The organism is Algoriphagus sp. CAU 1675 (assembly GCF_029222925.1).
In the GTDB taxonomy this organism is placed as follows: domain Bacteria; phylum Bacteroidota; class Bacteroidia; order Cytophagales; family Cyclobacteriaceae; genus Algoriphagus.
On sequence record NZ_JARHUI010000003.1, the window covers coordinates 320,252 to 339,192 of the forward strand.

The 18,941-nt window shown below is 40.1% G+C and carries 21 protein-coding genes; 6 read left to right on the forward strand and 15 right to left on the reverse strand.

Annotation, left to right across the window (positions count from 1 at the left end; all coding sequences use genetic code 11):
- The 14 genes from P2G54_RS08525 to P2G54_RS08590 all read right to left on the reverse strand — a co-directional run bounded on the left by P2G54_RS08525 (nt 1) and on the right by P2G54_RS08590 (nt 12,326).
- Nucleotides 1–975, reverse strand: coding sequence for a BT4734/BF3469 family protein (locus tag P2G54_RS08525; protein ID WP_275870133.1), 975 nt, complete (start codon nt 973–975; stop codon nt 1–3).
- Nucleotides 962–1,258 carry a helix-turn-helix domain-containing protein gene (locus P2G54_RS08530; protein ID WP_053224400.1) on the reverse strand — a complete coding sequence of 99 codons (297 nt, stop codon included), beginning with the start codon at nt 1,256–1,258 and terminating at the stop codon, nt 962–964. The genes P2G54_RS08525 and P2G54_RS08530 overlap by 14 nt, the downstream gene beginning before the upstream one ends.
- Nucleotides 1,255–1,554, reverse strand: a complete 300-nt coding sequence (locus P2G54_RS08535; RefSeq protein ID WP_073093951.1) for a helix-turn-helix domain-containing protein — start codon at nt 1,552–1,554, stop codon at nt 1,255–1,257. Before P2G54_RS08535 ends, P2G54_RS08530 begins: the two co-directional genes overlap by 4 nt.
- 231 nt (nt 1,555–1,785) lie before the next feature.
- Nucleotides 1,786–2,802, reverse strand: a complete 1,017-nt coding sequence (locus tag P2G54_RS08540) for a DUF6617 family protein (RefSeq protein WP_275870140.1) — start codon at nt 2,800–2,802, stop codon at nt 1,786–1,788.
- The gene (locus P2G54_RS08545; RefSeq protein ID WP_275870142.1) at nt 2,799–3,893 is read right to left on the reverse strand and encodes a site-specific integrase; all 1,095 of its coding nucleotides are present in this window, start codon (nt 3,891–3,893) and stop codon (nt 2,799–2,801) included. The genes P2G54_RS08540 and P2G54_RS08545 overlap by 4 nt, the downstream gene beginning before the upstream one ends.
- Entirely contained in the window at nt 3,890–4,099 is a 210-nt protein-coding gene (locus P2G54_RS08550; RefSeq protein ID WP_275870144.1) for a helix-turn-helix domain-containing protein, read from the reverse strand. Before P2G54_RS08550 ends, P2G54_RS08545 begins: the two co-directional genes overlap by 4 nt.
- A gap of 386 nt (nt 4,100–4,485) precedes the next feature.
- Complete coding sequence (gene mnmE, locus P2G54_RS08555) at nt 4,486–5,868, reverse strand: tRNA uridine-5-carboxymethylaminomethyl(34) synthesis GTPase MnmE (RefSeq protein WP_275870145.1); 1,383 nt, start codon at nt 5,866–5,868, stop codon at nt 4,486–4,488.
- Nucleotides 5,865–6,320, reverse strand: coding sequence for a DUF255 domain-containing protein (locus P2G54_RS08560; protein ID WP_275870147.1), 456 nt, complete (start codon nt 6,318–6,320; stop codon nt 5,865–5,867). The genes mnmE and P2G54_RS08560 overlap by 4 nt, the downstream gene beginning before the upstream one ends.
- A gap of 12 nt (nt 6,321–6,332) precedes the next feature.
- Nucleotides 6,333–7,232 (reverse strand): metal ABC transporter permease, encoded by a 900-nt coding sequence (locus P2G54_RS08565; RefSeq protein WP_345795467.1) that lies wholly within the window; start codon nt 7,230–7,232, stop codon nt 6,333–6,335.
- Nucleotides 7,219–8,511 carry an iron chelate uptake ABC transporter family permease subunit gene (locus P2G54_RS08570; RefSeq protein WP_275870149.1) on the reverse strand — a complete coding sequence of 431 codons (1,293 nt, stop codon included), beginning with the start codon at nt 8,509–8,511 and terminating at the stop codon, nt 7,219–7,221. The genes P2G54_RS08565 and P2G54_RS08570 overlap by 14 nt, the downstream gene beginning before the upstream one ends.
- 1 nt (nt 8,512) lies before the next feature.
- The gene (locus tag P2G54_RS08575; protein WP_275870152.1) at nt 8,513–9,301 is read right to left on the reverse strand and encodes a metal ABC transporter ATP-binding protein; all 789 of its coding nucleotides are present in this window, start codon (nt 9,299–9,301) and stop codon (nt 8,513–8,515) included.
- Nucleotides 9,298–10,215 (reverse strand): zinc ABC transporter substrate-binding protein, encoded by a 918-nt coding sequence (locus tag P2G54_RS08580; RefSeq protein ID WP_275870155.1) that lies wholly within the window; start codon nt 10,213–10,215, stop codon nt 9,298–9,300. The genes P2G54_RS08575 and P2G54_RS08580 overlap by 4 nt, the downstream gene beginning before the upstream one ends.
- A complete protein-coding gene (locus P2G54_RS08585; protein WP_275870156.1) occupies nt 10,212–10,874 on the reverse strand; it encodes a metal-dependent transcriptional regulator in 663 nt (220 codons plus the stop codon). The genes P2G54_RS08580 and P2G54_RS08585 overlap by 4 nt, the downstream gene beginning before the upstream one ends.
- A 318-nt stretch (nt 10,875–11,192) precedes the next feature.
- Complete coding sequence (locus P2G54_RS08590) at nt 11,193–12,326, reverse strand: glycosyltransferase (protein ID WP_275870158.1); 1,134 nt, start codon at nt 12,324–12,326, stop codon at nt 11,193–11,195.
- A gap of 20 nt (nt 12,327–12,346) precedes the next feature.
- On the opposite strand from P2G54_RS08590, the gene P2G54_RS08595 reads away from it, so the two are divergent.
- A complete protein-coding gene (locus tag P2G54_RS08595; RefSeq protein ID WP_275870160.1) occupies nt 12,347–13,162 on the forward strand; it encodes a 2,3,4,5-tetrahydropyridine-2,6-dicarboxylate N-succinyltransferase in 816 nt (271 codons plus the stop codon).
- A 10-nt stretch (nt 13,163–13,172) separates the two neighbouring features.
- Complete coding sequence (locus P2G54_RS08600; protein ID WP_275870162.1) at nt 13,173–13,775, forward strand: tetratricopeptide repeat protein; 603 nt, start codon at nt 13,173–13,175, stop codon at nt 13,773–13,775.
- A gap of 39 nt (nt 13,776–13,814) precedes the next feature.
- Here P2G54_RS08600 and P2G54_RS08605 read toward each other — a convergent pair whose 3' ends face one another.
- Nucleotides 13,815–14,408, reverse strand: a complete 594-nt coding sequence (locus P2G54_RS08605; protein WP_275870164.1) for a molecular chaperone DnaJ — start codon at nt 14,406–14,408, stop codon at nt 13,815–13,817.
- Nucleotides 14,409–14,714: 306 nt separating this feature from the next.
- On the opposite strand from P2G54_RS08605, the gene P2G54_RS08610 reads away from it, so the two are divergent.
- The 4 genes from P2G54_RS08610 to P2G54_RS08625 all read left to right on the forward strand — a co-directional run bounded on the left by P2G54_RS08610 (nt 14,715) and on the right by P2G54_RS08625 (nt 18,929).
- Nucleotides 14,715–16,247, forward strand: a complete 1,533-nt coding sequence (locus P2G54_RS08610; RefSeq protein WP_275870166.1) for a helicase HerA-like domain-containing protein — start codon at nt 14,715–14,717, stop codon at nt 16,245–16,247.
- 37 nt (nt 16,248–16,284) lie between these two features.
- Nucleotides 16,285–17,499: an NAD(P)/FAD-dependent oxidoreductase gene (locus P2G54_RS08615; RefSeq protein WP_275870168.1), complete on the forward strand. Its 1,215-nt coding sequence runs from the start codon at nt 16,285–16,287 to the stop codon at nt 17,497–17,499.
- The gene (locus tag P2G54_RS08620; protein WP_275870170.1) at nt 17,496–17,840 is read left to right on the forward strand and encodes a hypothetical protein; all 345 of its coding nucleotides are present in this window, start codon (nt 17,496–17,498) and stop codon (nt 17,838–17,840) included. The genes P2G54_RS08615 and P2G54_RS08620 overlap by 4 nt, the downstream gene beginning before the upstream one ends.
- A 126-nt stretch (nt 17,841–17,966) precedes the next feature.
- Nucleotides 17,967–18,929, forward strand: coding sequence for an alpha/beta fold hydrolase (locus P2G54_RS08625; protein WP_275870172.1), 963 nt, complete (start codon nt 17,967–17,969; stop codon nt 18,927–18,929).
- Nucleotides 18,930–18,941: the final 12 nt, after the last annotated feature.

Consider the following 18,941-nt stretch of genomic DNA (forward strand, 5'->3'; position numbering starts at 1 on the left):
CTACAAGTATTTAGGATTGATGAATATTTCTGAATCATGCGGAAGGAAACAGGCTCTTGAAATGTCCTTTCCGGATTGGTCTATTTCGAGTTGGTAGGTGTGGGAAACGTAGTTTGCCACTGCCTTGAAATAGTCCTGGTGTTTTGCCTGCGTCAAGTCGATTGGAATTACCCATTTGAGGCCATCACCTGAAGGAGATACAAACAGTAGCTCCGTTTCAAAGTAGTGGTCGTTGAGTAGTGCTGCCTTGAGTGAAGGAATGTCCTGAATGTGGTCAAAATCGATTGTGAGCAAACCTGAATGTCTTTGAAGGTTTGCATCATTTCTCTTGGAGAAAGTGCCTGAGAAGGTCACATAATCGAAATTTTGAGCCTTATACTTTCTGGCTTCCTTCGGATCGGGAATTTTGCGGAGTGTACTTGTACACGAAGCAAATTCATTGCCTTTGATAAGGTGGTACACCTCAACCAAGGAGGCTTGCCGACTTGGGATTGTGTTGGTAACAGGCTTGTTGAAATAGCTGAAAACTGGCGCAGCCGGTTTGACTACTTCAGGAAGAGCAACCGTAGGTTGCGATTCTGCCTGAGCGTAAAAACCCTGTTGCTTACCGATCCGCAAATGCAGTTCTTCATTCAGCTTATCGAGAAGGGCTTGACCTTCGAGGCTGAAATGCAGTGCTGCAAAATCAAAGACATTGCCTTGTGCAATAGCTTCTTCTGAATCGGTGTGGATGGCGCAGCCGTCAACAACTTTGATCAACAATGTGAGCTTGTCCTCATTAAAAGGGTTCTTAGAGGGTTTGCAGTCCCTTCCCGAAAGGGAAAGGACTGTTTGAGCACCTTTTGATTTATCTTTATTCGGTGTGCTCGAATCTCCAGAGTCGATTTCACCCGGATAGTACTGTCGCAGCACATAGGCGTAGATATTCAAGCCGTAGTGCGTTTTGTCGAGAATGGCTTTTCTACTTACCTCCATAGTGCTTTGATTTTGAAGGTGAGTAATTGGATTCCAGCAAGGCTTCTATATCAGAAACCTTGTAATAGAACTTGCCATTGATTCGGCTGTAGGGAAGAACCCCACTATCCCGAAGGGATTGGAGGGTTCTTTTGCTGATGTGAAGCGTTTGCATCACTACCTGTCCATCAATCCACTCTTCGCTGAATTGCTCCAAGCGTGATTTGTGGAAGTTGAGGAGGTAAGCTTTGACTGTTTTTATGTCTTGAGTTAGTGTCAAGATCATATCCATTATCTCGTTCATAGCTTCACCCTCCCTTTCTTGATTAGGTAATCCGCAGCCCTTTGGTCTATTTCTTCCTGAGTGGAATTGCGGTTGCGTAGCAACCAGCTTTCCAACTCGCTTCTTTTGAAATAGAGCTTCTTTCCATTGGGCTTGTAGTGCGGAATGCTCCCTGCACTTGTCAATTTGTACAAGTGAGATTGGGAAAGCTCCAGATACTGGCAAGCTTCATTGAAGTTTAAAACTTCCTTTGTGTAAATCCCCTGGCTCTCAATTAGGCGTTGGAGATTTTCAAGACGTTCAATTATTTCGTCCATGACTTAATCAATTATGAATTAGGAAATGGACATCTGGCCAAATGTCATCTTCGATTGTCGAAGACAGGGCTAAATTAGAATGGCTAACAGGGCGTTATGAGTGCAGAATGGCGGGGGGAGTGTCGAGTGTCGAGTGTCGAGTGGGCTGAAAAAAAGAATAGCCCACTTTTTTTGAAAAAGAGGGCTAAACAAAAACAGAAAAAAGATAATAGGAGTAAAGTGTCGAGCGGCTTATTTCAGCAATGAAATAGCGGATTCCAATAAATGGCCTGTTGACTTGGGAGCTTGATTTTTCCTAAGACCTTCATGTTCGAAGAATGATCCATCAGTTTTAATAAAGCATTTGCAAGCAACTTTCCATTGGTTTTGCTTTAGGTCTGCAACCAATTTGTATTTAGTGTAAAGCAATTTGACGAAGTAATAGAACTCACTTACGTTGCCTGTCCAGACAATGGGAGTTTTGATTTCGTCTCCTGAGAAAATCTTTCTGAAACTGGATAGCTGAGTTTCTTTGCTAATGAAATTGTTCTTTTTGAGGCTATCACATAAATCAGTTAGCTTGTCTGGACTTGTGCTGAATTGCTTGTAGGTAAATGAATGAAATGAATTTACCGTTGGTTCGGGTTGGGACTTTTTAGTTGGTTCTTTCTTTGCTTCAACTTCAATGATTTGAATCTCGGTCAATAAAGCTTTTTGCGGTATTGGTTCAAGTAGTAGCTGGGTGTAAAAATCCTCTATCACCAACTTGTCATCAATCCAAGTGCTGAAAGCATCTTGGATTTCGAGGTAAAGTTGCATGTATGCAAGCTTTAGCAATTGGATGATATAGGTGTTGGCTTTGTGTGCCTGGTCAAACTCAATGGAAGCTTTCTTGGGATCAATGTATGTCAAATCAAAGTCCTTCTCTTTAATCAGCTTTCCAATGTCTTTTAAGCGGGTCTTTAAACGCTTGTTCAAAGTATCATCCAGCCAATAGCGGATGAGGTTTTCAGTATCATCTTCACTGATGAGGTTGTAGAGCCTTTCAATGTCCGTTTTGAGGGTGTTTAGAATCAGCTTTGAGTAGTACTTGGTTTTGTTGTCAAAAGGCCTTTCAAATTTGATTTCATACCGGAATTGATAATCAGTGGAGGCTTCTTTTAGGGCACGGAACTTTGGAGCAAACTTTTCGTCCACGCTGTTTTTCTCTGACCAAGGGCGAAGCCCCTGGTAGAGAATGTCGTCAAGTATTTTTGTTTGATTGCTCATAGGTCAAGTTTGATTTTACTGGCTGCCTCTTTTTTCTTGTCGTCTATGATTTTCGCATAGACTTGAGTTGTTTTTAGCTCCCTATGGCCTAAGAGCTTTGAAACCGTGTAAATGTCGGTTCCCATTGTAAGCTGCAATGTTGCGTAGGTATGACGGGCGCAATGGAAAGTGATTGTTTTGGAGATTCCGGCTTTCATCATCCATTGTTGCAATTTCAGGTTGTGCCATGCTGAGTATTTCAATCCTTTAAACACTCGCTCGTCTTTATCTTGGCGTTCGCCAAGCAAGCCAACGGCTTGTTCTGAGATTGGGAGTGTTTCTGCTCCTTTGGTTTTCTTCTGTCTGAATCGGATGTAGTAACCCCGATCATTTGAATGTTGCACTTCGGACCATAAGAGTTTATTTATGTCTGACCAGCGAAGTCCTGTAAGGCAAGAAAAAATGAATGCTGTCTTCAATTGGGTGTTTTCACATTCGGTATTCGCAGCTGCTTGCAGTTCTTCCAGTGTCAAAAACTCTCTTTCCGGTTCTCCCTGCTTGAATGCTTCTACTCCTTCACTGGGATTGGTTGGAATGATACCATCCTTTACGGCTTGCTTTAAGGCAGCCCGAAACTTGTTGAAATAGGAGTACTTTGAATTTTGAGATAGTTTCTGAACTCCATGGGCTATGGCCTTCTTGTCCAGGTATTCTTTGAAGTCCTGCACGAACTCTCTATTCACAAATTCAAAAGAAATGTCTTGCGGCATGAACTTCTTGAAGTGCTTGATCATGCTATCCCAATTCCCGTAATTTCCTGCGCTGTCCTTGCGTTTATTGGCAAGCAATTGCAGGTAGGCAGTGAAACTACCTTTTAGTTTTTCATTGTCACGAAAACCGTAAGTGCCGTTTTGAATTTCAATCTGCCTTTGCGCTCGGATGGTTTCAGCCAATTGCTGGGTCTTCTTATTGATTTCCTTTTGCTCTTTAGTTTTCGGGTTAGGCTCTAGGTAGAGATTTAGGTATTCTGTTTTCCTTTTGCCCTTGTTGTAGTAATCAAGGTACAGGCTGGTCTTTCCGCCCTGGTTCCTTTGTCTGAGTGTTACTTTCATGCCTGAAACAGTTTATCGATTTCGGTTCTCCTTATTATGGTGCGTCTGCCAAGTTTGGCCGCTTTGATTGTACCGGACTTGATTTGACGGTAGATAGTCATGCGACTTGCTCCAAGTAGCTTGCAGGTTTCTTCGATGCTTAGAAAGTCTTTGCTTCCTAACTGATCTTCTTGGAACTCTAAACGCTGATGGGAGACAGGAGCCACTTCTTGTAGCTTAGCATCCCGCTTGCGCTTCTTATAATTTCGGGATGCACATGTATGGCTACAGAATTGGGTAACCGTAGTCTTTGCGATGAATGACTCACCACAGTGCTGACAGATCTTCGGTATCTCAATGTTGCTGCTCACGTGTTTCCTTTTGTGGGCTTGTTTCTGTCACTGGATGTATCTGATTGTATCAGTATGTATCCTGATGTAACATCATCTCGCCATTGCTCAAAAAATCTGTTGCTACCAACAAACTTGTTTCTAGTAACAACTGATTAGCAACAAATATACGGAAAAAAAGGGATAATTAGCAACAAACAAAGGAAGGAAAAACAGACTAAAAGCAAGAATAAGAAGGGTTTAGAGTAGAAAAGGAAACCTAATTACTTTCCGATACAAAACTTGCTGAAGATGTTAGCCAAAAGGTCATCGGTTGTGATCTCTCCGGTAATCTCTCCCAAAAAATGTAAGGATCTACGGATATCCATTGCCAGGAAGTCATTGCTAACTTCTTGATCCAGACCTGTCAATACATCTAGAAGTGATTCCCTTGTTTTGGTCAATGAGTCGTAATGCCGGATATTGGTTACCACTGTATTTCCAGTCTTGAATTTATCCAAATTAACCAGTTCCAGAATCTTAGCTTTTAACCCTTCCAGATTTTCTTTTTGTCCGGCGGAAATAAAAATGGTGTCCGGATGGGATTCTTTTAATTCATTGACTAATTGAGGATTGGACTTATCTATTTTGTTCGCTACTTTAATAAAAGGAACCCCCAAGTTTTCCAGTTTATTGATGTCCCGATTGATCTCTATAAGGTCAGTATCGCTTAGGTCAAAGAGGTAGAGAATCAGGGAAGCTGTCTTCATTTTTTCCTGAGTCCTGCTCACTCCGATAGCCTCTATAGTATCGGTAGTTTCTCTCAATCCCGCTGTATCGATAAACCTGAAAATAACCCCACCTATATTGATCTCATCTTCTATGAAGTCTCGGGTTGTACCTGCAATGTCGGAGACGATGGCTTTTTCTTCATTCAAAAGGGCATTTAGGAGGGTGGATTTTCCCGCATTCGGTTTGCCAGCTATGACTGTCGGCACCCCGTTTTTGATCACATTTCCGAGATCAAAACTCAAAATCAATTCCTCAACGACCCTTAAAATCCGTTCCACTAGATGCCTAAGGTCTTTTCTACTCGCGAATTCCACATCTTCTTCGGAAAAATCCAATTCCAATTCTATCATAGAAGCAAAATGGATCAGCTGATTTCTTAATTCCTGAATTTCCGAACTGAATCCACCTCTCATTTGATTGAGCGCTGCTTGATGCGAGGCTTCTGAATCAGAGTGTATCAAATCTGCAACCGCCTCAGCTTGGGCCAAATCAAACTGTCCGTGCAAAAATGCCCGTTGGGTGAATTCCCCAGGTTTTGCGAGCCGAACTCCTTTTTTTACAAAAAGCCGGATTACTTGATTGATAATATAGGATGAACCATGTGTGGAAATCTCTACCACATTTTCTTTGGTAAATGATTTCGGGGCAATAAAAATCGAAACCAACACCTCATCAATGATTTTTTCTCCATCCCGTATGGTTCCAAAATGGATGGTGTGGGAGGCTTGCTCTTCTAGGTTTTTCCCATGGAAAACCTCATTTACAACTTTGATGGCATCTTTTCCAGAAAGCCTAATAACAGCAATAGCTCCGACACCTTGTGGAGTTGCCAGAGCTATAATGGTATCTTCCCGCTCAGCGAGTGAAAAACTCATGGTTTTATTCTAAATGCTTTTTCTACTACTTCATTTATTCCTTTCAGAAAATCCACAGGAGGCCTGTAGCCGGGGAGTTGAGTAATATTTTGAAGTGTGGGTTCAATGATCACAAAATTGGGATAGGAGCGGACCCTCATCGCGCTAGCCATTTGTGCTTCGCTATAGGTCTTTCCCATAAATTCGAAGGTCCTTTCGGTATCCTCGGCATTCAACTTTACTGCATAAAAATTTTCATTGACATAAGAAATGACCTCCGGATCAGTGAACGTATTCTTATCCATTACCTTGCACCATCCACACCAATCGGTATATACATCTACCAAAAGCATTTTTGGATTGGCTTGGTTGGCAGCTACAGCTTCTTCAAATTTCAGCCACTCGATTTTTTCTTGGCTAAGACCAATTTGGGCTGAAATCAGAAAAAGGAATAGGATAAGATATTTCTTCATTTTCAAATTCATTTATATGCTGAACGGCTTATCAGCAATCTTAGTTCCAAATTTAAAATTAGGCTTTTTACTTTTAAGAATTGCCGAAGCAAGAAAAATAACTCCTGATACCGATACCATCATCCCTGCAATCGAAGAGTCTAGCCAATAGGCAAAATAGTATCCTATAATTGAAATGATAACTCCCAAGCCTGCCGTGATTTTAATCAAGGGGATTAATTTTTTGGTCCATAGGAAGGCTGTGGCAGGAGGGACCACCAACAAAGCAACCACCAGAATTGCTCCAACAGCTTCAAAGCTACTTACAGTGGTATAAGAAACCATGCTCATTAGGGCCAAATTAATAGCTCCTGCCGGTAATCCTATAACCAGACTGAAACCTTCGTCGAAGCTTGTAAGACTCAATTCTTTGAACAAGGAAACAATAAAGCCTAAAACCAAAATCAAATTTAAAACAGCAAGCCAGGTGATTCTAGGACCGAGGTTCATGCCTGAGCCGGTAATCCAAAGGTCGATAGGTAAGTAGGCGATTTCTCCATAAAGAACACATTCCTGGTCCAAATCAACCTTATAGGCCAATACATTGATCAGAATGATTCCAATGGCGAAGAGTAGGGTAAAGGTGATTCCTATGGAGGCATCCAACTGGACTTTTGCTTTTTTTCGGAACCAGTCGATCATTAAAGTTGCCAAAATCCCAAGAATCCCAGCACCAATAATTACCTCAAGTCCTCTTTGGCTTCCAGAAATGAAGAATCCAATTACAATTCCCGGTAGGACTGCATGGGAAATTGCATCTCCCGTCATGGACATTTTTCGCAGCATCATAAAGACACCTAAAAGACCACAGGAAATGGCGATTAGGGATGCTGTTGAAATTATCAGAAATGCGTTGGGATCAAAGCTCATCATGGTCTCTTGGGATGGTTTCTTGGTGTGGATCCAGTTTGGGAAAGTTTAATCGATTTTCAAGCAAATCCTCCAATTCCGGAGTTAGGATATGCTCCAGCTTTTCAGCAGAGTCATGTACATGATCGGGGGCAATATTCATGTATTCATTCAGGTATAATTCCCAAAGCCGGTGAAGCCTTACAACTCTTTTTGCAGCAGATTTTCCTTTAATCGATAATGATATAACATTCTGATTTTTAATAATTAATTGATCTTCATATAAACTTTTTATAGAGTTGATACTTTCTTGGGTTTGATACGGAAAGGCTTCATAGATTTCTTCTATGGTCAGGCTTTCTTTCCCCTCCTCCAAAGCTTTATAAAGTGTTTTCAGGATGTGTTCTCTATGGCTTTTTCTCAGGTATCGGTTTCTGGCCACCATTTTGAATACTACACCTTTCTTGGGAGCAAATAGGAATGAAATCAATGCAACAGTTGATAGACAGACCACTACCCAAGGACCTGTGGGCATTTGGGGAAACACGAATGAAATATAGGTGCCAATAATCCCGGAAATTACAGCGAACAATGCCGCTAAAATCAATAATGGTCCAAGCTTGTCCGTCCAAAATCGAGCGGCTGCCCCGGGAGTAATCAATAATGCCGCCATTAAGACAACTCCAATTGCCTGAATTCCTATTACCACAGATAAAATCATCAATACATTGAATACCAATCGGATGGTACCCATAGGATATCCAATCGCTTTGCCATAATCCGGGTTAAAAACCAAAAGGCTGAATTCCTTTTGAAAAAGTGAAAGACAAATAATTATTAGAACTGCCAATCCTCCATAAATCAATAAGTCTTCCTCAAGGATTGCGATTGCATTCCCAAAAATAAATTGGTTCAAACCAGCCATTTCTGGGTTACCGGTTTTCTGGATAACGGTAAGCAGAACGATTCCAAATCCAAAAAAAACAGAAAGCATGGCAGCAATGATAGTATCCTCACTGAGCTTGGTATTAGTTCTCAGCCAGGAAGTCAAAAACGTAGCAAGTGCTCCAGAAACAAAAGCACCAGTCACGATGTATGCAGGGTCTTTTTGTCCTGCTAAAATAAATCCAAGGCAAATTCCAGGGAGTACAGCATGGGAAATGGCATCACCGATCAAAGCTTTTTTGTCCAAAAAGCTGAAGGTTCCCACATAAGCCGCCCCTATTCCCAAAAGAGTAATTCCCAATACCACAAATGCAATGGAAGGGTCCTGAAAGGTGAAGAAGTATACAAAATCGTTCATCTTAACTCTTTAATGGATTAAAGTCAGTCTGTCGGATCAATTCCGAAACCTTGGAAAGGAGGTTTAGTTTTCCCCCATACGTTTTTCTCAAAAGTTCTTCTGTTGCAACTTCATTTTTGGGACCGGAAGCGACCAAATGCAAATTGAGCATGATTAACCAATCGAAGTAGTTCATTGCTGAGTGGATATCATGGTGAACCACTACAATGGTTTTGCCCTCCTGGGTCATTTCCTTGAGTAATTGAAAAATGGCAGTTTCTGTAGCCATGTCCACTCCAGCAAAAGGTTCATCCATTAAATAAAGATCCGCTTCTTGAGCAAGCGCTCTTGCAATAAACACCCGTTGCTGCTGTCCCCCTGAAAGCTCTGAAATTTGCCGATTGAAAAAGGCTTGCATTCCTACTTTTTCTAGACATTCCATTGAAAGTTCCTTTTCCTTCTTACCGGGTCGCTTAAAAAGCCCCAACTTTCCATAGGTGCCCATCAAAACCACGTCCAGTACAGAAGCGGGAAAATTCCAGTCTACCGACTCCCTTTGGGGCACATAACTGATTTTGCTTCGGACTGAATTGAGTTCTTTTCCAAAAATCAATATATGTCCGCTAGTAGGAGGGACGAGACCCATTACAGACTTTATCAGCGTAGATTTTCCAGCACCATTTGGTCCTAATACACCAATCAGTTGTCCTGGCGGTAAACTCAGATCCACATTCCATAAAACTGGACTTTGGTCATAGCTGACGGTGAGATCATGAATTTCTAAAATAGGATTGGCTACTTGTGTTATCATGGTTTGAGGTTTTGGAAGATGGTTTGGATGTTGGTTCTCACCATTCCGATATAGGTTCCGGCTGGGGTTCCTTTTTGGTCCAAACTGTCAGTGAAAAGAGGACCTGCTAATTTGATTTCATTACCCTGATTTTTACAGCCTGCAACAACGGCTTCAATGGCTTTTGGGGAAATGGTTTGTTCTGCAAAGACAGCTTTGATTTTTCTATCCACAATCAGTTGAACCAATCCTGTCAAGTCTCTTAGACCTGGCTCACTTAAGGTGGAAAGACCTTGTAAACCCTGGACTTCAAAATCATAAGCCTTTCCAAAATAGGCGAAAGCATCATGGGCCGTGATCAAGGCTTGATTTGTTGACCTGAGTTCATTGACTTTGGTTCGAATTTCAGAATCGAGTGCAAGCAATTCATTTGAGTATTTTTCAGAATTGGTTTCTATAGTTGAACAGAATTCAGGTTTCCATTTAATCAATTCTTTGGCAGCATGTTTTAGGCATATTGACCAAAGTTTAACATCAAACCAAATATGCGGATCGACGCTGTGGGCCTCTGGTCCTGAGCTAATTAAATATTCTTTTGAGAGGTTTTCTGATACATTGATAAGATTTTGACTGTACTTCAACTTTTCAAAAATCTCAGTCATCTTCCCTTCTAAAAACAAACCATGGTAAACCACTAAGTCTGCATTCTGCAATAAATCCAAATCCCTAACAGATGCTTTATATAAATGAGGGTCAACGCCTGCCGGCATTAAAGCCACAACTTCTGCTTGATCACCAACCAAATTTTTGATTCCATCCGCCAGAATACTGGTCGTGGCTACGATCCGTGGTTTTTCACGAGTGTCGTGGCCTTCAAATTTGCAGGAGGAAAGAAGGAGGGGAGGGAGGATAAGGATAAAATAAAGAAATTTCATGATTGCAGAACCAAAATGTTTCCAGCGACATCCTTTGACATGAATAGGGTTTTCTTCTGATCCACCAGAATTTCAAGTGAACCGTCAAACTCTACCTTGTCCAATACTTTTATTCTAGCTCCTATATATGCTCCCACTTTATCCAAGTACCTAAGAAATGCAGCAGAACTGTCTTTCACTGCCACTATTTGACCGGTTTGGTCAATTTCCATTTCATTTAGCGCTACTCTTGGTCTGGCTCTTACATCACCAAATTCATCAGGAATAGGGTCTCCGTGTGGATCAAACTTGGGGAAGTTAAGGTATGCGTCAAGTCTTTGTATTAATAGAGGCGATTGTATATGTTCCAACTCCTCTGCAACCTCATGCACTTCGTCCCAGGCGAATTGAAGCTTTTCAACCAAGAAAACTTCCCAAAGCCTGTGTTTCCTTATAGTCTGAAGAGCTCTTCTTTTACCGTCTTCAGTGATATTAACTCCATAATATTTCCGGTATTGTATGACTTCTTTTTCTCCCAATTTTCGGATCATATCACTAACCGAAGCAGGTTTTGTTTTCATTTCTGCTGCTATGTCATTGGTAGAAACTGATTTTTTACCACCATCGGATAGGTGGTAAATGGCCTTCAAATAATTTTCTTCTGCTGTCGTCAATTCCATTTTTAAATCATTATAGGGCAAATATAAAAATATATTTAGGAATGGCTAAAAAATAATTCAATAGAAACTAAAACAGGTGTGGATAACTAGAATTTTGATGTGTCCTCGTGTTTAGGGTTGACTAAAAATAAATTTAGATATCAAAACAAATATTCTTAAAGTACTGATGTTAAAGTATTTGTATGTTTAATTTTCATTGTAAGGAAAGAGGTTTTTGAAAAAAAGGATTGTTGAAGCCGGTTTCCTAAAGCGGAAAATGAGTGTTCGTTTTGGCAAAAAGGTGGATAAAATCCACACTTAATCACATGGAAAAATTGATTAAGAAAGGATTTTGGAGATAAGATTCAGGAATTCAGATTCTTGGGTTTTCCACAGGATAGAATCATCAGGCTTGTGGATAAAGTAGGTTTTGGCCAATGCCTTTTTAAATTGTTCCGAAGCAGTTTGAGGATTTAAAAAATCTACTTCTGTACCCCCTCCAAATTCATCTAAAAATTTATTCCAATTCTCATTGGAGTTGATCAAAACCGGTACACCCAAAGCAGCTGCTTCAAAAAGTTTGGTAGGCATTTTAGGAGAGATTTCCGGTTGGAGTTTATAGGGTAACAAGGCAAACTCTGCCCTTTGCATTTCTTCCATTATCTGGGAATGTGAGACAGGGTTTTGATCAATTCTCAATTGAATTTCCGGGAATTGGCTAGCCAGTTTTTTAAGGCCTTCGAAGAAAGACGGTATTGGAACCTGGCCAATAATGATAAGTTTGCTTTCCTTGAATTCATCCAAAAGGTTTAAAAACCAATTTATGGCGTCTATCACCCCATACGCCGGAGTTATAGTACCGGATAGTAAGAAGGTATATCTCCTTTTTAAGGGAAATTTAAGTGGTGCTCTTGGGGTCATTTTTCCTGCGAAGGTATTTTCCAAAACCAGGCTTGGCTTTTTGTTTGGCATCTCGTTTTGATAACATTTTTCAGCCAAAATAAAATGGTCTATACCTCTTGTTGATTCTGATTTTTGGATCAGTAGTTTTGCAAGCTTTTTCTTTAAAGGAGATAATTCCGGGTTTAGATTTAGATTTAATACGTAATTTTCTTGTACATCATATAATAGAAAATAGCCCAGTTTTTTTTTGAATAAACGGGCAATTGGCAATAATTCCCAAGTACAGCAAATCACAAGTTTGGGCCTTACCTCATACAGGGTTTTTAAAAACCGGACCTGAGCCCATAGTCTATCCAATAAAGAATAGGAATGACTCATGGAATTAAAAAATCGAATTTTCGGATCTTTAGGGACTCTTTTACTGGAAAAACCTATGATGTTTACCCGGTATTTATTTGTTTCACGCATTGAAAGCGCCAGCTTTTCATAAGCTCTGCTGTCGTGGATAGGCTTCAATACAGAAGCTATCAAAATTGGGACAAGAGAGGAATTAGCTGTTGTCTCACGCATAAACGAAACTAACCAAAAATATGGAACTAAAAACGATCATTGAAAACGCCTGGGAAAACCGGGAGCTTCTAAAAGAAAAAGAGACTGAAATTGCAATCAAAACTGTCATTGACGATTTGGATGCCGGTCAAACCAGAGTTGCAGAACCACTGGAAGATGGAACATGGAAAGTCAATGACTGGGTGAAGAAAGCTGTTATTCTTTATTTTCCGATTCAAAAAATGCAGACTATTGAAGTGGGACCATTTGAGTTTCATGATAAGATGGCGCTTAAAACCAATTATGCAAAGCAAGGAGTCCGAGTTGTTCCCCATGCAGTAGCTAGATACGGCGCACATTTGGCCTCCGGTGTGGTGATGATGCCTAGTTATGTTAATATCGGTGCTTATGTGGATAGTGGCACGATGGTTGATACCTGGGCTACTGTCGGTTCTTGTGCGCAAATCGGCAAAAACGTTCATTTGAGTGGTGGTGTTGGAATCGGAGGGGTGTTGGAACCTGTACAGGCTGCTCCAGTAATTGTTGAAGACGGAGCATTTATTGGTTCCAGAGCAATTATTGTTGAAGGGGTAAGAATTGGAAAAGAAGCCGTGATCGGGGCAGGTGTTACATTGACAGCGAGTTCCAAGATTATCGATGTAACCGGTGCTGAGCCTGTAGAATATAAGGGGTATGTTCCCCCAAGATCAGTTGTAATTCCTGGTTCACTTCCTAAGAATTTTGCAGCGGGAACTTATCATGTACCCTGTGCATTGATAATTGGTCAGCGTAAAGCCTCTACGGATCTCAAGACTTCACTCAATGATGCGCTAAGAGAAAATAACGTAGCAGTCTAAACCAACTAAAATGAAAATGTTTATTCGAGCCGGTTATACTGTCCTTTTGGGTACAGTATTGCTGGCTTGTTCTAATTCAGGTCAAAATGCAGGGGATGCTCACTTCAACAAAGGTGAATACTCAGAAGCAGTTGAAGTGTATTCTCAAAATTTGAAGTTTAATCCCAATGACGTGACCATGCTCTACAATAGAGGTAGGGCACATGAAGAGCAGGGGTCTTTTGACTCCGCCCAAGTGGATTTTGAAAAAGCGCTTGACCTAGATCCAAAAAATTTCCAAGTGCTTTTGAGCCTTTCCAATCTACACTATTCTCAAAAGAATTTTGAAAAGGCATTTTTGTATGCCAATCGTGCCGAGGAAATCCCCGGAGCTCCTGCTCTGGCTTCCTTTATGAAAGCTAGGGCACTGCATCAATTGGGTAATCCAGAAGATGCTTTAAAAGCTTATGAAAATGCCATCAAGCTCGATAAAGAGTTTGGCCAGGCTTATTTCAATCGGGGACTTCTCAAAATTGCATTGAAGAGAACCCGATCCGCTTGTGAGGATTTCCAATTGGCAAGTTCTCTAGATTATCCCGGGGCTTCGGATGCCCTGAAAAAATATTGCAAGTAATTACCAAAAAAGGCTGACTCTCAACAGAGTCAGCCTTTTTTAATGTTCGTGAGGCAATTCCTTGTGATTGCAGATTAACTCGCTGCTGATTTTTCCGCTTCCGCTGCAAGTCCTACATGCACTTAATTCCTTTAATGAACCGTTACACTCAGGGCAGGTCAATCTTCCTTTCCCAGAGCACCTCTCACACTCAAAGTATTCAATGATATTGAAGATATTTTTTTTGGTAATCATTCCGGTACCCGCACATCTACTACAGCCTATAATTCCTTTTGCTTTGCAATAATTACATTCTTGTTCAAGTTGCTGTTTACCTTGACAAGTACTGCAGGTTTCAAATCTGTACCCGTTCCTGTCACAAAGTTGACATGCCTGTATTTCTTTTAGGGGGCCCTCTAGTCTCTTTTCGAGTTCTTTGGCTCCTTCATAATTATCTCCATTGAATCCAGTCAATTCAAGGTATTTCTTTAAAAAATTTGAGCTGTTGTCGTATTGACCCAATTCAAAAAGTGTTTCTGCGAATAAATAAGGCATTTCTTCAGGAAGAGGAAGGCCGGAATCAATCAAATTCCTAAATATGGAATTTGCAGTTTCATAATCCTTTCTTTCCATTGCAGCAGTTGCTCCTTTCATCCAACGATCAGTCTGGCCTAGATTCGGAAGAATTTGGGCCTCAAGGCTACCTCCTAATAGAAGGAATAGGATTAATAGTTTGAGAGTAGATTTGAAATTCACGTAGATATTTTATTACTAAACCAAATAAGCAACAAGTTTTGTCTTTGAAAAGTTAATTTTTACAAAGATCATATAGCTCGGGGTAAAAAGTGGATTTTTCATCTTGGATACTATGTTTTAATTCTCCCTTTGTCTATCAAATCAAAGTTTATTTTGATTTACCCATCATTGTTTTTTCGTAGTTTGGGTGATCAAATTTTTGCTATGAATAGGAAAGAAAAATTCATTTCACATCTTGTTGAAGGACAGCTATATAAAAAGGATTCTATCATTTTGGGAACCGGTATTTTGGATGGTGAGCCGATTTCAGGTGCCCAAATAAAGGTCCCCTTAAAAACATTGAATCGACATGGACTGATTGCGGGGGCAACGGGTACAGGGAAGACCAAAACACTTCAGGTCATTGCCGAGCAATTATCCCTGAAAGGAATTCCATCAGTTCTGATGGATTTGAAAGGTGATTTGTCAGGATTGGCTCAACCAGGAGATGCAACTGATTTTATATTGAAAAGGTCGGAGCAAATCGGTGTCACTTATGAACCTATGGATCTACCTGTGGAATTGATGTCTATTTCCAATGAAAAAGGAGTTAGGCTAAAGGCTACGGTTTCTGAGTTTGGCCCTGTTTTAATCTCTCAAATTCTTGATTTGAATGACACTCAAAGAGGGGTAATAGCAGTAGTGTTTCGCTATTGTGATACTCAACATTTGCCCTTGGTGGATTTGAAAGATTTGAAAAAAGTTCTTCAATACATTTCTAATGAAGGGAAAGAAGACATTTCAAAGGAATATGGGCAGGTTTCTTCTGCTTCTGTCAATACCATTATTCGTAAAATCATCGAATTGGAACAGGAGGGGGCTGAATTGTTTTTTGGTGAAAAATCTTTTGATGTAGAGGACTTTGTACGTTCTAAATATGGAAGAGGAGTCATTTCCATCATTAGGTTGACTGATATTCAATCCAAACCTAAGTTGTTTTCCACCTTCATGTTAAGCTTGCTTTCAGAGATTTATGAGACTTTTCCAGAACAAGGAGATGAGGACAAACCCAAGTTGTGTTTGTTTATTGACGAGGCTCATTTAGTTTTTTCAAATGCATCCAAGGATCTTCTAGAAAAGATTGAAGCCATAATCAAATTGATCCGATCCAAAGGCGTTGGGGTATTTTTCTGTACCCAAACGCCTACAGATGTTCCTGATTCGGTATTAGGACAACTTGGCTTAAAAGTCCAGCATGCATTGAGAGCCTTTACTGCAAAAGACCGGAAATCAATCACCAAAACAGCGGAAAATTATCCGGATTCTCCTTTTTACAATACTTCTGAGGTTTTGACTTCAATGGGAATAGGGGAAGCTTTGATTACAGCTTTGAATGAAAAAGGAATACCAACTCCTTTGGCTCAAACCTTGGTTCGCGCTCCAATTACCAGAATGGGTATCCTTTCAGAAAATGAGATTGATAATTTGGTGGCATCTTCAGATTTAGTCAAAAAATACAATGAAGACATAGATCGGGAAAGTGCATTTGAAATATTAGAAAAGAAACTGGAGCGGATTGAAAGAGAGCAGAAAATAGAGACTCCTTCTGGACATATTCCAAGAACAGGAAGAAGATCCAAACAAGATGAATCTTTGATAGAGGAACTGAGTAAAAACACCATGGTAAGACAAATTGGAAGAACGATTTTCAGGGAATTAACTCGTGGAATTTTAGGTTCATTTACTAAGAGAAGATAAAATAGTTAATTGATTGTATAACAAATTGTTATAGATTTTGAAAATTGCTGTAATTGGAGGCGGAGCTGCTGGTTTTTTTGCGGCTATCCATGCAAGTGGACCGGGTAGGACTGTTGAAATATTTGAAAAATCTCCCAAGCTTCTTTCCAAAGTGAAAGTATCTGGGGGCGGTAGATGCAATGTGACCCACAGGCCTTTAGAAATCTCCAAATTGATCAAAAATTATCCAAGAGGTGGAAAGTTTTTAAAACGGGTTTTCCATCATTTTAAATCAGAGGACACAATTCAGTGGTTTGAAGAAAGAGGTGTTGCTTTGAAAGAAGAAGCAGATGGAAGGGTTTTTCCAAAAAGTGATCAATCCCAATCAATAATCAATGCCCTTCAAACTGAAGCAGAAAAGTTGAAAATCAAAATTTCGGTTTCAACCGGGATTCGATCAATTTTTACAAATGCAGATGGCTTCGATTTGGAAACAGATCGAGGCATAATCCATGCAGACGCAGTAATTGTAGCCACTGGCGGGCATCCCAAAAAGGATGGTTATTCTTTTCTATCTAAGCTAAAACACCAACTTGTTTCTCCAATTCCTTCTTTGTTTACCTTCAATACCCCTCAGGAGACAATTAGGAAATTGATGGGACTTTCTGTCCCAAATGCCAATGTCCGGCTGGAAGGGACAAAACTTTCCTACCAAGGGCCTATTTTGATTACTCATTGGGGGATAAGCGGTCCAGCGGTGCTCAAATTATCAGCTTTTGGAGCAGATTGGATGTTTGAGCATGATTATAAAGCCAGTGCTATTATCAATTGGAATGCGAACTTTAAAGAGGATCAATACACCAATCATCTCAAAGAATATTCAATTAAACATCCCAATAGAAAGGTGGAAAATTATCCCTTATTTGAATTGCCTTCAAGACTTTGGATTCATTTTCTCCAACGATCTGAAATTGATGAAAATTTGGTTTATGGAAATCTTTCTAAAAAGCATATCAATAAATTGGTGCAGAATCTTTTTTGCTATAATTTGACTGTCGAAGGAAAAACGACTTTTAAAGAAGAGTTTGTTACCGCTGGTGGGCTACCATTACATGAGATAAACCCTGACACTATGGAAAGTATTTATTATCCAAACTTATACTTTGCTGGAGAGGTATTGGATATTGACGGAATTACTGGAGGCTTTAATTTTCAAGCTGCCTGGTCAACTGGGTTTCTTGCTGGCAAATCTACTTTTAAACAGAAATTATGAGTATTCACTATCCTGAACTCAACCAAATCGTGAATGAAATGTCTGAAGGAGATGAGGACTTCAGAAATGAATTGGTGTCTGCTATATACAATGGGTTAATAGAACTTCAGACAAAATACACAGAAGGAACCCAAATGCAGAATCTGGAAACAATTCAACAAATAAGGCATAAGCTGAAACCAACTCTGGCAATGTTTGAGTTTGAGGATTTGGGAGACTGTCTACAAACAGGTAAGACTATTCTGGAAACTTCAGGATTTGGACAGGAGTTCGATTCTCATGCTATTCAATTTCACTCCAAATTGGCAAATGCCATACTAGCTGTTGAAGCATTGAAATAAAAAAGGAGCTGGCACTTGCCGCTCCACTTTTATGTTGCCCTATGAGAAATTTAGTAAGACAAAGGTAGGTCTGATCTTACTTTTGTTTCTTAACTCAAGGTTAAATTCAAGTGAAGTTTTTGATTTATGCCAATTATAGAATCCAGCTATAATAATCCACCGTTTTATTTATTCAATGGACATTTGGAAACCATTGTTCCCAGTTTGCTTCGGAAAATAGAAGGAGTAAACTATTTCCGGGAAAGGATTACCACTCCCGATGAGGATTTTTTGAACTTGGATTGGTCCACTGTTGGAAGCAATAAACTTTTGATCATTTCTCATGGATTGGAAGGTGATTCAAGGCGTCACTATGCCATGGGGCTTGTGAAGCTTTTCAATCAAAACGGGATTGATGTCTTGGTTTGGAATAATCGGTCTTGTGGTGGAGAATTGAATTTGCAGCCTGTATTATATCATCATGGATCAAGCTTTGATTTGGATACAACCATAAAACATGTGCTAAAAACCCGTAGCTATGAGGAGATAGTTTTAGCGGGAATCAGCATGGGAGGTGCCCAGACTTTAAAGTATTTGGGTGAAAATGGACCTTCTCTGCCTAGCCAGGTTTCCAAAGCAGCCGTATTTTCTACCCCAGTGAACCTACCTTCCAGTGCAGCAACTCTTAAACTGCCTTCAAATCGATTTTACAAAAACCGATTTTTAGGAAAATTGAAGAAGAAAATGGCTGCAAAAGGGGAGCAGTTCCCTGAACTGATTGACAGCGAATTATTGAAAACAGTAACTAATTTTGATCAGTTTGACACCTTATTTACAGCCAAACTTCATGGATTCAAAGATGCAGCTGATTTTTATCGCTCAGTTAGTCCTGACAATTGGATTAAGAACATTGAAGTTCCTGTATTAATAATCAATGCCCTGAATGATCCCTTGTTGGGGAAAAAGTGCTATCCTGTAAAATTGGCTGAATCCAAACCTGAGATCCTTTTGGAAATGCCTTCAAGAGGAGGACACACCGGGTTTACGCTTTTTAATGAAGAGTTTACTTATGCTGAGAAAAGGTTGTTGGAATTTTTGATTCAAGGCTGACCTTTCTGGAAT